The organism is Cohnella cholangitidis (genome assembly GCF_014107495.1).
In the GTDB taxonomy this organism is placed as follows: domain Bacteria; phylum Bacillota; class Bacilli; order Paenibacillales; family Paenibacillaceae; genus Cohnella; species Cohnella cholangitidis.
Genome location: NZ_CP041969.1, coordinates 3,486,915 through 3,500,764 on the forward strand (window position 1 = coordinate 3,486,915; position 13,850 = coordinate 3,500,764).

Here is a 13,850-nt window from a genome sequence, read left to right on the forward strand (position 1 = left end):
GGATCGCTTAGGAAAGGGGGAGCAAGCGTTGAATAGTCAAGCCGCGGGCCTTCGCCCGGCTTTGTTAAAATTGCTGTTGACCGTCATACTGGGCGTATTCGGAGTTGCGATGGTGCTGCCGTTTCTCTGGATGTTATCTACGTCTTTCAAAATCCCGATAGACGTATTTAACTACCCGATCGAATGGATACCGAGCCGCTTTAATTGGAACAACTACGAACGCGTTTGGAACGGATCGCAGCCTTTCGATTTGTATTATTTCAACTCCGTCAAAGTGACGATTATTACCGTATTGGGAACGGTCGTCATTTGTTCTGCCGCCGCTTACGGATTCTCGCGAATTCGATTCAAAGGCCGGGATGCCGTTTTCTTCGTCTTCTTGGCTACGCTGATGATACCGGATCAAGTTACGTTGGTGCCCCGGTTTATCATTTTCAATTATCTCGGCATCTACGATACCCATGCGGCATTGATCTTGCCGGGGATGTTTACCGCGTTCGGCGTGTTTCTGCTTCGGCAGTTCTACGTAGGCATTCCAGAGGATTTCTCGGAGGCCGCCAAAATCGAAGGGGCGGGCCACTTCCAGACATGGGTGCGCATAATCGTTCCGCTCTCGAAGCCTTCGCTTGTGTCTCTGGTCATCCTGAGCTTCACTTGGAACTGGAACGAATTCGTCAACCCGCTCGTTTTCCTGGCATCGAAGGAGTTATATACGATTCCGCTCGGGCTTACCAATTTCATCGACGAGTCGGGAACGGACTACACCTTGATGATGGCAGCGGCGGTCAGCTCGATCCTGCCCGTCATCCTCTTGTTCCTCGCTTGCCAGAAATGGTTCATCGAGGGGGTGGTGTCCAGCGGCGTGAAGGGCTGATCGGTCTACTCGAGGTTCCATACAAACAACGGATAAGGGAGATGTCGTATGAATAAAGTTAAAACATCTGGTTTGCTGCTCGTGTTGATTCTGGCGCTTATCGTTACGGGATGCAGTTCCAATAACGGCAAGCCTTCCGCCTCCGCGGGCGAACAAGGTTCGAACAACGTCATCAAGTTGAAGTTCTGGGGAGCGGTGCCGGAGGAGAACGGGCCGAAGCAAGCGGTAGAGAACTGGAACAAAGCCAATCCCGACATTCAGGTCGAATACGTTCGATTCGTGAACGACGAGAGCGGCAATACGAAGCTTGAAACGGCGTTGCTCGCGGGCGATCAAGTCGATCTGTTCATCAACTACCGCATGGACAAGCTGTCCAAGCGAATCGACGCGGGTATGGTCGAGCCTCTGGATAGCTTCATCGAGAAAAGCGCGTTTAACGTGGAAGAGAACTTCGGAGAGAACGCGATCACGAAATTCGCGGACAAAACCTACTATATCCCCGCCATTATTTTGAACGATTTCGTAACGCTGAACAAATCGTTCCTGGACGAAGCGAGCTTGGCTATTCCCGAGCAATGGACTTGGGACCAATACATGGATTACGCGGCGAAGTTGACCAAAGGAGACGGCGCCGACAAGCGTTGGGGCTCGTACACCGATCTGCTGCAGCCGAAAATTTTCGAGTATCTCGATAAAGCGGTGAAAACGGAATTGGGTCCGGACGCTTTCTACAAAGAAGACGGAACGAGCAATTTCGATCATCCGGCGTTCAAACGGTATTTCGATATTATGTTCAACCTTGAGAAAACGCTAAAAGCCCAGCCGCCGATCGCGGAAGCTAAAGCCACGAAGATGGAAGGGATTCAACTCTATCTGACTAACAAAGTCGCTATGCATTGGATCGGCACGGCGAGCTTGCGGAACATCAAGAATACGACGGATTATCCGCATGATTTCATTACGGCGTTCGCTCCGCCTCCGAAGCTTACCGAGAATAGCGCTTATTTGGGCGGCGGCACGGGTTATCTGGATTTCACGACGATTAACGCACGCTCCCAGAACAAGGAAGCGGCTTGGAAATTCATGCAATGGTACGTGACCGAAGGCAATGAGCCGTTGATAGCGGGCGGACGCGTGCCGGCTTGGAAGAAGGCGGACAAGGATAAAGTGGCTTCCCTGATCTTGGGAGAGAATCCGGAAAAGCTGTTCGACGTGGAATCCTTTAAACGGGTTGTATTCGCTGACGTAGAATACGTTCGCGATACGAAATTCGATCATCTTGCGGAAATCCAAAAGATCGTGGAAGAAGAGGGCGAACGCGTGCTCATCGGAGAGAAGCCAACAGAAGAAGCCGTGAAATCCATGAAGGAACGGTCGGACAAATTGCTGCAAAGCTCTAAATAAATGCGAAACAGGGGAAGGAATGCATATCCATGACTAACAATCAAATTTCCTACGATACGAATATTCCGGTTATCGGCGACGTCGACGTTCTCGTGATCGGAGGCGGCCCCGCCGGAATCGGAGCGGCCCTCGCCGCCGCAAGAGCGGGAGCGAAGACGGCTCTGGTAGAGCGTTACGGGTTTCTTGGAGGCAACGCGACTGCGGGTTTGGTCGGGCCTTTCATGAACTCTTATAGCGATGACGGCGAGACTCAATTGGTTAAAGGCGTGTTCGATGAATTGGTACGGAGGATGGAATCGTTCGGCGGAGCGGTTCACCCCGAACAAGTGAGAACGGGAAGCGCGTATTCCGGCTTCTTCAGCAAAGGGCACGATCATGTAACTCCGTTCGATCCCGAGGCCGTTAAGCTCGCGGCGGCGGAGATGATGGAAGAAGCGGGAGTCCGGATGTTCATGCACACCTTCTTCGTCGATTCCATCGTGGAGGACGGCAGGGTGAACGGAGCTCTAATCGTGAACAAATCGGGGCTGCAGGCTATCCGCGCCAAGGTGACGGTCGATTGCAGCGCCGACGGGGACGTGGCGTTCCGTGCGGGCGCGGAGCTCGAAGTAGGAAGGAAATCGGATGGGCTTACCCAGCCGATGACGATGTTCTTCCGCGTTGCGGGAGTGAACGACGAGGAAATTCTTAAGTACGTCGAGGAGCACCCGGAAGAGCGCGACCTGTTATTCGGCAGCTTGATCGCGGAGAAGCGGGAGTCCGGGGAGTGGACGGTTAACAAAAACCATCTCGGCATCTACCGGACGACGCAAGCCGGAGTATGGCGGGTGAACACGAGCCGGGTGCAAGGGCTCGCGGGCACGAATGCGGAGGATTTGTCTAAAGCGGAGCTGGAAGGCCGTCGCCAAGTGTTCGAGCTGCTGGCTTTCTTCCGCAAATATTTTCCGGGATTCCAGAACGCGGTGCTCGTCGATACGGCTACGCAGATCGGCGTTCGCGAGACGAGAAGGCTTGTCGGAGAATACATGCTGACCTCCGACGATTTGATCAGCGGCCGTTCCTTCGAGGATGTCGTCGCTCTCTATGGCTATCCGATCGATATTCATAGCCCTAACGAAGTGACGACCGAGTTCAGCAAAGAGTTCAAGACGGCTAACATTTATCAGATGCCTTATCGTATTCTTGTCCCGCGGCTAATAAACGGACTGCTCGTTGCCGGCAGGTGCGTGTCCGCGACGCATGAGGCGCTAGGAGCGATCCGAGTCATGCCTTGCGCGTTCGCGTTGGGGCAAGCCGCGGGAGCGGGTGCCGCATTGGCCTCCGCATCGGGGATTGAACCGCGCCATGTGAATATCCGCGAATTGCATCAAACGTTGCTTGCGCAGGATGTTGTTTTGCCTGCGGGAATCGCCTAATGAGCAGCGGCGATTCCTATGTCAAGAAGATCGAAACTCCGCCTCCGGCAATGCGAGCTGCGGTTATGCATAATCCGTTCGACGTGACCTTGGAGGAAAGGCCGACTCCCCGGCCCCGCGAAGACGAAGTGTTGATTAAAGTCATGGCCGTCGGGGTTTGCGGCTCTGACGTGCATTATTACGAGCACGGAAAGATCGGGCGTTACGTCGTGGAACGGCCGTTGCTGCTCGGCCATGAATGCTCCGGCGAGGTCGTTGCCGTAGGAGTGCGGGTGAGCCGCTTCGCGCCCGGAGACAGGGTCGCGGTTGAACCGGGCATCGCTTGCGGGCGTTGCGAGAGCTGCAAATCGGGAAGGTACAATTTGTGTCCGGACGTCCGATTTTTGGCGACGCCCCCCATCGACGCGCTTTCGCGCAATATATCGTCATAAGGGAAGATTTTGTTTTCCCTATTCCGGATGCTTTAACGTTCGAGAGGGCGGCCATGAACGAGCCCTTCTCCGTCGGCCTTCATGCGGTTCGCCGAGCAGGCTTGAAGAAAGGGGACGTCGTTTCCATCATGGGGATGGGACCGGTAGGCTTGTTGGCCGTCGTTGCGGCGCGCGCCTGCGGGGCCAAGAAAATTATCGTTTCGGACGTTGAGCCCCTGAGAATGGAAACGGCGCTGAAGCTAGGCGCGTCGTATGCGATTCATGCCGGAAGGGAGAATGTCGCGGAAGCTATCCGTCGCCTTACCGATGGCGAAGGCGTCGATGCGGCCATCGAAACGGCAGGCAACCCGAATGCCTTGCAATCGGCTCTTCTGGGAGTGAAGCGCGGCGGAATAATGGCAATCGTAGGGCTTCCGCCGCAAGGTCAAGCCGCGCTTGATATCTCTTATATCGTGGATAACGAGATAGACATTCGCGGCGTGTTCCGGTATGCCAACACCTATCCGCTCGGACTTGAGCTTCTTAACGATCCGGCTCTCCCTATCGAGGCCTTGTTTACCGACGCGTATTCGCTTGAAGAAACGCAAGCGGCATTGGAGAGGGCAAGAACGAACAAAAGCGGTTCTCTAAAGGTACTCGTCTACCCGAACGGACTGCCTCAAAACGAACGGAGGGATATGCAATGACGATGATGAAGGCTCTAGTCGTGGAGAGCCCCGGGAACGCCGTTGTTCGTATGGCGCCCGTTCCGCGGGCCCAGAAAGGCGAAATTGTCGTGCGGGTCAAGAGGGCGGGGATTTGCGGAACGGATCTTCATATCTACAAAGGAGAATATTTGTCTCCCTATCCGATTATTCCGGGACACGAGTTCGCCGGCGTCGTTCACGAAGTCGGGGACGGAGTCGAAGGATTTCTCGTCGGGGATCGCGTGAGCGCCGACCCGAACTTGTCGTGCGGCCGGTGTCGCTTCTGTGTGTCGGGCCGCTCTATCCATTGCGAGCGCTGGGATACGATCGGGGTTACCTTGCCCGGCGCGATGGCGGAATACGTCGCCGTGCCCGCGGAAGTTGCCGCGAAGCTGCCGGATTCGTTATCGTTCGCGCAAGGAGCGTTCATCGAGCCGGTCGCTTGCGTCGTGCAAGCATTAAATAGACTGAGCCCTAGAACGGGAGACCGCGCGCTGTTGTTCGGCGCGGGTGCCATGGGCCAACAATGGGTACAGGCGTTGGCGCGGTCGGGCGTCTCCGAGTTAGTCGTAGTCGATCTCGCGGCAGAGAAGCTGGAGCTTGCCTCGCGGTGGGGAGCGACGAAGGTGCTGCATGCGGGTTCGGTCGCGTCGGAGTTGCAGGGACGGATGGGGAAAGACGGCTTCGATATCGTTGTCGATACGACCGGAGTCCCTCAGGTTATCGCGAATTCGTTCCAGTATATCGGGCCATGCGGCCGATATGTTCAGTTCGGCGTAACGAAGGAGGACGATTCCGTCCAACTCCGGACATTCGATCTTTACCAACGCGAATGGACGTTGATCGGTTCGATGGCGCTTAGCCATACTTTTGCGCCGGCGCTTGCTTGGCTCGAAGCCGGGCGAATAAATACGGAGCATCTCGTGACCCGCGAGGTGACGCTCGAAGGCGCCGTGAAGTTTTTGCAGGGCGACCGTTCGCAGGATGATATGAAAGTGCAAATTTCGTTCGAATAGCCGTCGTGGGCAGGGATAAAAAGGAAGCGATCGTATGAGGATTTGTCCTCATGCAATCGCTTTTTTTATCTGCAATAATCCAATCGTGGAAGGAAACGAATTCACTTTTAGGCCGCAGAATCCGATATACTTGCATAGCCCGAAAGCTTCTTCATCAGGGGGACTACTATTGCAGAAATACCAAGATGCGCTGTTGGCCAATATTCGCCAGCAATCGGAGATTTGGTTCGATACCTATACCTCGATACCGCATGAGGAAGTGGAGCGGTTTCTCCATTCCGTGAAAGGCACCTCGGGCACCATCGGCATGATGGATTTATTCGAGGTAGCCGGAGAACTGTTGGACATCGTCCAACGTTCGACGGATAACGAATGGAGCCCCGACCGGCTTCGTTCGTTCCTGATAAAGCTTATAACGAAGTGCTATGAGATCCAACGGGAGCATGAGCATATGCATCCCGATTTTGATATGCCCGCCGCGGACAAGCCGGATGATCAGCCGCTTATTCTTATTTTGGACGACGACGCCGCTCTTTTGCGCTATTTGAAAGAAGAGCTGGAAGCCAAAGGGTACTACGTTATCGCCACGGTTAATCCCGCGCAGGCCATTCACTATTTTCACGATCGCGCGCCGGATTGTCTCATTCTCGATATTTTCATCCCGCAGCAAAACGGATTCGACGTGATGGATATTCTGAAGGACCAAATCCGCATGAGATATATCCCGACGACCGTTATTAGCGCGGATACGGAGAGGGCTACCCGGCTTAAAGCGATTAGGATGGGCGCCGACGATTTCCTGAATAAGCCGATCGATATCGAAGAACTGCTCGTTCGAATAGAACGGCAGCTCGCGCGCAAAAAGCAGTTGGACCAGCTGGTGTTTATCGACGAGTTAACCGGGGCGCTGAACCGCAAGTTTCTAGCCGAGGCTTACCGGATTCTGTGCCAAGATTCCCAGCGAACGGGAGAAAACTTCTCCATCGCGGTTATTGATTTAGATCGCTTCAAGTCGATTAATGATAGCTATGGGCATTTAGTCGGAGACAAGGTGCTCTCGGGCTTTGCCGGATTTCTGAAACGTCACGTGAGAGCCAACGATACTCTCATCCGCCTCGGAGGGGAAGAGTTCGTCCTGCTTCTGCCGCGGACGCATGAGCTGGAAGCCCAATCGCTGCTGGAGCGGATAGGGACCGAGTTCAGCCAGATCGACTTTGCCGAGGGGAGGGGCTTGCATGTCACTTTTTCCGCGGGAATCATCGAGATTTCGGATCCGGATCGTCTCGGCTCCAAGAATGGCTGGAAGATGCCGATCGTGCTCTATATCGCGCCAAAGAGCGGGGGCGGAATCGGATTGAAACGGTCAGCGCGAACATCGAATCGTCGCAGGAGGCTAGGAAGCTCAGGGTCGCCATCATCGACGACGACGCGATCGTGCGCGCCTTGCTGACGGAAATTTTAAAGGATTCGTTCTGTTCGAAAACGGACATCGAGATTCGGGCTTTTCGAGACGGAGAGGCTTTCTTTGCCGACTCTTGGCATCTTGAACGGGCGCATTTCATCCTTGTTCTGGACGGCGTGCTGCCGGGAATGGACGGTCTCGAGGTGTTAGAGCGCTTGCGTTCCACGTCGGAGTCGGATCAATATTCCGTCATCATGTTAACCGGACGATCAAGCGAAGAAGATATCGTCCGGGCATTGCAGCTCGGCGCCGACGATTATTTAACGAAGCCTTTCCACATTGAGGAACTGCAAGCGAGAATCGTGCGATTGATCCAAAGAATCCAAGTGTACAAATAAGGGCGAGGTGCGGAAAATGGCCAAGATTCTTTTAGCTGAAGACGAAGCGGTGCTTCGAATGTTAATTACGGATACGCTTGAAGACGAAGGCTATGAACTGGATACGGCTTGCGACGGGGAGGAAGCGATCGACAAAATCAAAGCCGGATCCTATGATCTCGTTATCCTCGATAATATGATGCCGAAATGCACGGGCTCCGACGTCATTGCCGTCGTGAGGCGAATGCCGGATAAACGGCAAATCAAAATTCTGATGCTGACGGCGAAGAGCCAGCAAGCGGAACGCGACAGAATCAAGCTCGCGGGCGCGACGCTTTCATGCCGAAGCCGTTCAGCCCTTTCGATCTCGTTCGGAAAATAGGGGACATGCTGCATGAGTAGATGGACGGGGCCGTTTAGAAGGAGCATCACTAAGCGATTCACCGGAATGATGATCATGTTATTGGTAATCGTGCTCGCGGGCGCCGCGGTAATCTACTGGAACGATCAGAAGTTTCAGGACGAGTATCGGGTTATTAGCGACAAATTCGAACTGAAACAAAAGTCCGTGACGGGAATTACGGAGCATATGAACGAGGTTTTTTACCGGTCGATAGGCTTCTACGTCTTGTTGGACGATAATGAATACAATTTGATATTCCTCGAGAAGATGAATCTGGAACGGGCTTTGTCCGATTTCAAGAAATTGGCGTTAGACGACGAAGAGACCGCGTTCGTTCAGAGGCTGGAACGGTTCCTGAACAACTATTTCGACAACAAGTTGCCGGAAGCGGTCAAGTATGCCCGCAATGACGACAAGAAAAATTTGCGCCAACTGTTCGCTTCGGAACTCAAGGAACAAATCAATATGCATATGAGGGACGCGCGATCCCTGCAGCAGAAATACGAGACGGAATTAATGACGACGCGGGAGTCGTTCGTCCATTCTACGTCGGAGCATGGCGTAAAGCTTATTTTCTACGTGTTGGGCATTCTGGCTGTTTCGGTCATCGTCACCTTCCTTACCGCAAGGGATTTCGGCATTCCGCTGAGCAAGCTTGCCGCGAGAGCGAAGCTGTTCGTGCCCGGACAAATGCTGAAGATTGAATATACCGATCGCCAGGACGAGATCGGAGGATTAGCCCGTTCGCTGGAATCGATGATGTACGAGATTCAATACCGGGCGGAGGAACTTCTGTCGCAGAACGAGGAGCTGCACGCCCAGCAGGACGAGCTCCAGATGCAACAAGAAGAGCTGACGAGGGCGATCGGCAACATGGAGGATAACGAACAGAAGCTGCGCAAGCGCAACGACTTCGTTCAATCGTTGGCGAGCACTTTGGACCGCCGGGAGCTGCTTCAGAGCATTATTTATAATATGGTGCATTTCATGAACGCGGATAAAGGCGTCATCATCCGGTTGAATGCCGATAGGGACTATGCCGCGTTCGGCCTTCCGGAAGCCGCGATCCAACGGTTCTTGGCTACGGCCGACGAAGGGATGATTACCCGCGTCAGGATGAGCAAGCTGCCGTTTACGCTCAAGCGTCCGGCAACCCCGGCGGAGAGCGGATACCATTTGGAACTCAACGACGTCAGCGATATCTATATTCCGGTACTGAACTCCGGGGGAGAAGTGTTCGCGTGCGTCGTATTAACCCGACTAGGCCTTGAGATGACGCCCAAAGAAGAAAGCGAGGCTAGAACTTACGCTAAGCAGATCTCTCTTTCTCTCGATAAGCTGGATATTTACGAGAAAGCGGAGCGTCAGCGCCAGATGATGCAGAATACGCTGAATACGCTTCATGAAGGCATTCATTTGGTCGATCAGGAAGGGATGACCGTACTCGTTAACTCGAAGTGGCATGAAATGATGGGCGAAGAAGCGGGGCGCGGATGGAAGCCGACTCTCGAACAGTACGGCGCCTTTATGCAGCCTCACGTGAAGGATCCTATTCCTTTCGCGGAGTTCATCGCGGATATGGTCGGGGGGCAAGAGACAGAGGCGAGAAGCATTACCTACGAATGGACGGGCGAGGCTCGCCGAATCGTTCAAATGTATTATGAGCCGCTCTACCAAAGGAGCGATAGGATCGGTACCTTGTTCGTGCATCGCGACATAACGAAAGAATACGAGATGGATCAGATGAAATCGGAGCTTGTCAGCACGGTTAGCCATGAGCTGCGTACGCCGCTTGCCAGCGTGCTCGGGTTTGCCGAGTTGCTGCTCCACAAGGAGCTGTCGCCCGAACGGCAAAAGAAATACATCGGTACGATTCATCAGGAAGCGACCCGGTTGACGTCGTTGATCAGCGATTTTCTCGATTTGCAGCGAATGGAATCCGGCAGGCAAATGTATGAATTCAAGAAAGCGGACGTCGCTCCCTTAATCCAAGAAGTGATCGAGCTCCACCAAGTGAACGCGCCCAATCATCGGTTCGTATGGCTCCCGGCTTCCCAGGAAACGCAAGCGATCGTAGACATCGATAGAATCAAGCAGGTTCTTATGAACGTGATCGGCAACGCGGTGAAGTATTCTCCTAACGGAGGAGAGATTACGGTCGCCTGCAGCGTCGAATCGCGGACTTTACGAATCGACATTACCGATCAAGGTTTAGGCATTCCGCAAGAAGCGTTGGCGGAAGTGTTCAATAAATTTTACCGCGTGGACAATTCGGATCGGCGCGAGATCGGCGGCACCGGACTAGGGTTGTCCATAGTCAAAGAAATTATGGATAATCACGACGGCAAAGTGGAAGTTTCCTCGATATACGGTCAGGGCAGCACGTTCTCTCTATCGCTCCCGCTTGCGACGGGGAATCGGAACGTGGCTGGATATGAGAGATCGCTATTCTGATTCCTTCTCCTACTATTTGAATTGACTGGACGATGTGTATATAGTATTAACAAGAGTAAAGGGATTTGGGTGAGGGGACAATGCCGGACAAAAGGAGCGTAACGGTCGGCTTTCGCAGCCGGCAGGAAGGGAGCGAGACGCAGCAATACACCCTGCCTGGGGAATTATATCGGCTGCATGGCGGATGGACTCTGGTGTACCGGGAAGCGCCGGATGAGAACGGCGTCGAGACGATCAACACGCTGTTCGTCCATGCGCATGAATTGCGTCTCAGGCGGCGAGGATCGATCCTCGTCGAATTGAGCTTTCGCCAGGGCGCGTCGCTGCCGGGGAAAATGGAAACTCCCTACGGTCCGCACGACGTTGAAGCTTCGACGTCCTATTTGCGCATCGGATTATCGGAATCCGGTGGCGTTGTGGAATGGAAATATGACTTGCTCATGCAAGATCAAACGGTCGGAAGCTTTCATATCCGGCTCGATATTCGGGAGGAACAAGCGGAATGAGCGTATTAGAACAATTACAAGCAGCCGTTAAAGAGGCTTTGGCCGACGCGGCGTTGGAAGCAGGGCTGGTAGCGACCAAGGACGAATTGCCGTCAATCGTTCTTGAGGTGCCGAAGGATAAATCGCACGGGGACTTGGCGACGAACCTGGCGATGCAATTGACTAAGATCGCCAAGAAGAACCCGAGGCAGATCGCGGAAGCGATCATCGAGAAGCTGGGCGCAGGCCGCGCTTCTATTCAAGCCGCGGAAATCGCGGGCCCGGGTTTTATTAATTTTCGATTGGATAAGAGTTATTTGTATCCGGTCATCGGCGAAGTGCTCACGCAGGGAAGCAAGTATGGAGAAGTAAATGCCGGGCAAGGCAAGCGGGTTCAAGTCGAATTCGTGAGCGCGAACCCGACGGGTAGTCTCCACTTGGGCCACGCTCGCGGAGCGGCGGTAGGCGATGCGCTGTGCAACGTACTCACTGCGGCCGGTTATGACGTTACCCGAGAGTATTATATTAACGACGCGGGCAATCAAGTGAACAATCTGGCCCGTTCGATCGAAGCGCGTTACCGTCAAGCTCTCGGCCAGGCGGCGGAGATGCCTGAGGACGGGTACCATGGCGAGGATATCGTCGGGTTTGCCAAAGAATTGGCGGCGGAGGAAGGGGATCGTCTGCTTTCCTTGGGAGACGAGGAACGCTTCGAATTCTTCCGTACGTACGGGTTAGAGAAAGAATTGGCTAAAATCAAACGCGATCTGGGGCGCTTCGGGGTTCGGTTCGACGAATGGTATAGCGAGACGTCCCTCTACGAGAACGACAAAGTGACCGAGGTGCTGGACGCCCTCAGGGCGCAAGGCCATGTATACGAGGAAGAAGGAGCCGTCTGGCTTTCTTCCACGACTTTCGGAGACGACAAGAACAGGGTTCTCGTCAAGAACGACGGAAGCTATACGTACTTGACTCCGGACGCCGCATATCACATGGACAAATATAAGCGCGGGTTTGATCAGTTGATCAATATTTGGGGCGCGGACCATCATGGCTACATTCCCCGGATGAAAGCGGCAATGGCTGCGTTGGGCAACGATCCCGACAAACTGACGGTGCTTATCGCCCAGATGGTAAGCCTGTTCCAGAACGGCGAGAAGGTGAAGATGTCCAAACGGACCGGTAAGGCCGTTACGATGGAGGATCTCATGGACGAGGTCGGCGTGGACGCCATCCGGTATTTCTTCACCATGCGCAGCATGGATTCCCACCTGGATTTCGACATGGATCTCGCGGTGTCGAAATCGAACGAGAATCCCGTCTTCTACGTGCAATACGCCCATGCCCGAATTTGCAGCATTTTCCGCCAAGCGGAGGAGCAAGGCATTGCGATCGTTCCGTGGCAAGAGGCATCCATCGGCAAGTTAAATACGGAACAAGAATATGATCTCCTTAGGAAGATCGGCGAACTGCCCGAGACGATCGCGGAAGCCGCGCGAATCTATGCGCCGCACACGATGATTCGTTACGTATATGAACTGGCTTCGCAGTTCCATAGCTATTACAAGGCGGAACGGGTCATTACGGAAGACGCGGAACAAAGCCAAGCCCGTCTCCAGCTGCTGGCGGCCATCAAGGTCACGCTTGCCAATACGCTGGCCCTTGTCGGAGTATCGGCTCCCGATAAAATGTAACTAAAGCAACTCAGCCGCTTTAATCATGCGCACGACGTTCAACTCTCCGGCAATCCGGGGAGTTTTGTTGTTTCGCAACGGCTTGGCGGATTGCTTGACGATCGTTTTAATCTGTCCGGGCGTCAGGGACGGCTTAAGCGACAGCAACAGCGCAATCGCTCCCGTTACGTGCGAAGTCGCCATCGAAGTGCCGCTCATCTCGCGATGCTTGCCTCTTAGCCATGCGGAGACGATACGCTCCCCGGGAGCATAAATATCGATAAGGCCGCTCCGGTTGGTGAATTTGGCGATACGGCTCGACCGGGTGGTGGCGCCTACCGCGATCGTCTGGTTGTAGCGCGCGGGGTAGTCGATTTCGCCTACCTGGCCGTCATTCCCGGAAGAGGCAACGATCAAGACTCCCGAGCGGTAAGCGTTATTAACGGCGTTCAGCAACGATCTGCTTTTGGTTTTCATGCCGAAGCTCATGTTAACGACGTCCATTTGATTGCGAACGCACCATTCGATGCCGAGAATGATATCCGATACGTATGCCGTGCCGTTATAATCGAAGGCTTTGATAGGGTAGATCATCGAGCGCGGAGCGACGCCGATCATCCCCTTAAGTTCGTTGGCAGCGGCGATCGTGCCGGAAATATGGGTGCCATGGCCGTTGTCGTCTTGAGGCAGCGCCATCCGGTGGAGCAGGTTAATCCCGCGCTCCAAGGAGTGGCGCAAGTCGGGATGGCTGAAATCCACCCCCGTGTCGATGACGCCCACTTTGACTCGGAACCCCGTCGTCCGGCTCCACATCTGCGGCGCTTGAATGTGTTTGACGCCCCAAGGGATGCCCTTGTCGTTAACGAGCGCGCCTCCTTGCAACGCTTGAACGCTGATAAGAGAATCTTCCTCCCAGAACGCTTCGCCGTTCAGCGAAGAAGGGAAGTTCTTTGCTTCAAGAGCTTCCAGAGGGCAGGATACGGCCTGGATAAGACCTAAACGGCGAACATGCTCGGGCTTATATTTGTATAGATCGTTTGACGAATGCAACGAATGCAAGAACCGCGCGTAGTCGTCTGAATCCGAAAAACGGAGGATTCCCCTTCGTCCATGACGGGCTGAGGAGCAGGGGGGATTGTGGAGCCACTCCACGATTTCGCTTGCGTCCAATGCGGCTTCCCTCCCGGACGGGTGTGCAGACAAAGCTGGCAATGCGCTGCTCAGCTCGAC

At 54.2% G+C, this 13,850-nt stretch carries 10 protein-coding genes and 2 pseudogenes; 11 read left to right on the plus strand and 1 reads right to left on the minus strand.

Going from position 1 to position 13,850, the window contains the following annotated elements:
• The first annotated feature begins 28 nt into the window (after positions 1-28).
• From FPL14_RS16245 to argS, 11 genes and pseudogenes are all read left to right on the plus strand, one after another.
• Entirely contained in the window at positions 29-874 is an 846-nt protein-coding gene (locus FPL14_RS16245) for a carbohydrate ABC transporter permease (protein ID WP_229263540.1), read from the plus strand.
• 48 nt (positions 875-922) lie between these two features.
• The gene (locus tag FPL14_RS16250; RefSeq protein ID WP_182298664.1) at positions 923-2,278 is read left to right on the plus strand and encodes an extracellular solute-binding protein; all 1,356 of its coding nucleotides are present in this window, start codon (positions 923-925) and stop codon (positions 2,276-2,278) included.
• Between the two features lie 29 nt (positions 2,279-2,307).
• Entirely contained in the window at positions 2,308-3,693 is a 1,386-nt protein-coding gene (locus FPL14_RS16255) for an FAD-dependent oxidoreductase (protein ID WP_182298666.1), read from the plus strand.
• A pseudogene (locus FPL14_RS16260) lies at positions 3,693-4,810 on the plus strand (NAD(P)-dependent alcohol dehydrogenase). The gene FPL14_RS16255 and the pseudogene FPL14_RS16260 overlap by 1 nt, the downstream one beginning before the upstream one ends.
• Positions 4,807-5,826, plus strand: coding sequence for a zinc-dependent alcohol dehydrogenase family protein (locus FPL14_RS16265; protein WP_229263541.1), 1,020 nt, complete (start codon positions 4,807-4,809; stop codon positions 5,824-5,826). Before FPL14_RS16260 ends, FPL14_RS16265 begins: the two are co-directional and overlap by 4 nt.
• A 169-nt stretch (positions 5,827-5,995) precedes the next feature.
• The gene (locus tag FPL14_RS16270; RefSeq protein ID WP_182298676.1) at positions 5,996-7,276 is read left to right on the plus strand and encodes a GGDEF domain-containing response regulator; all 1,281 of its coding nucleotides are present in this window, start codon (positions 5,996-5,998) and stop codon (positions 7,274-7,276) included.
• Positions 7,261-7,626, plus strand: coding sequence for a response regulator transcription factor (locus tag FPL14_RS16275; protein WP_182298678.1), 366 nt, complete (start codon positions 7,261-7,263; stop codon positions 7,624-7,626). Before FPL14_RS16270 ends, FPL14_RS16275 begins: the two co-directional genes overlap by 16 nt.
• A 16-nt stretch (positions 7,627-7,642) precedes the next feature.
• Positions 7,643-8,007 (plus strand): annotated as a pseudogene (locus FPL14_RS16280) (response regulator).
• Positions 8,000-10,462, plus strand: a complete 2,463-nt coding sequence (locus tag FPL14_RS16285; RefSeq protein WP_182298680.1) for an ATP-binding protein — start codon at positions 8,000-8,002, stop codon at positions 10,460-10,462. Before FPL14_RS16280 ends, FPL14_RS16285 begins: the two are co-directional and overlap by 8 nt.
• An 80-nt stretch (positions 10,463-10,542) precedes the next feature.
• Positions 10,543-10,968 (plus strand): YwiB family protein, encoded by a 426-nt coding sequence (locus tag FPL14_RS16290; protein WP_182298682.1) that lies wholly within the window; start codon positions 10,543-10,545, stop codon positions 10,966-10,968.
• A complete protein-coding gene (gene argS / locus FPL14_RS16295; protein ID WP_182298684.1) occupies positions 10,965-12,641 on the plus strand; it encodes an arginine--tRNA ligase in 1,677 nt (558 codons plus the stop codon). Before FPL14_RS16290 ends, argS begins: the two co-directional genes overlap by 4 nt.
• Here the strand turns inward: argS and FPL14_RS16300 are convergent, their stop codons facing one another.
• Positions 12,642-13,790 carry a S8 family peptidase gene (locus FPL14_RS16300; protein ID WP_229263542.1) on the minus strand — a complete coding sequence of 383 codons (1,149 nt, stop codon included), beginning with the start codon at positions 13,788-13,790 and terminating at the stop codon, positions 12,642-12,644.
• Positions 13,791-13,850: the final 60 nt, after the last annotated feature.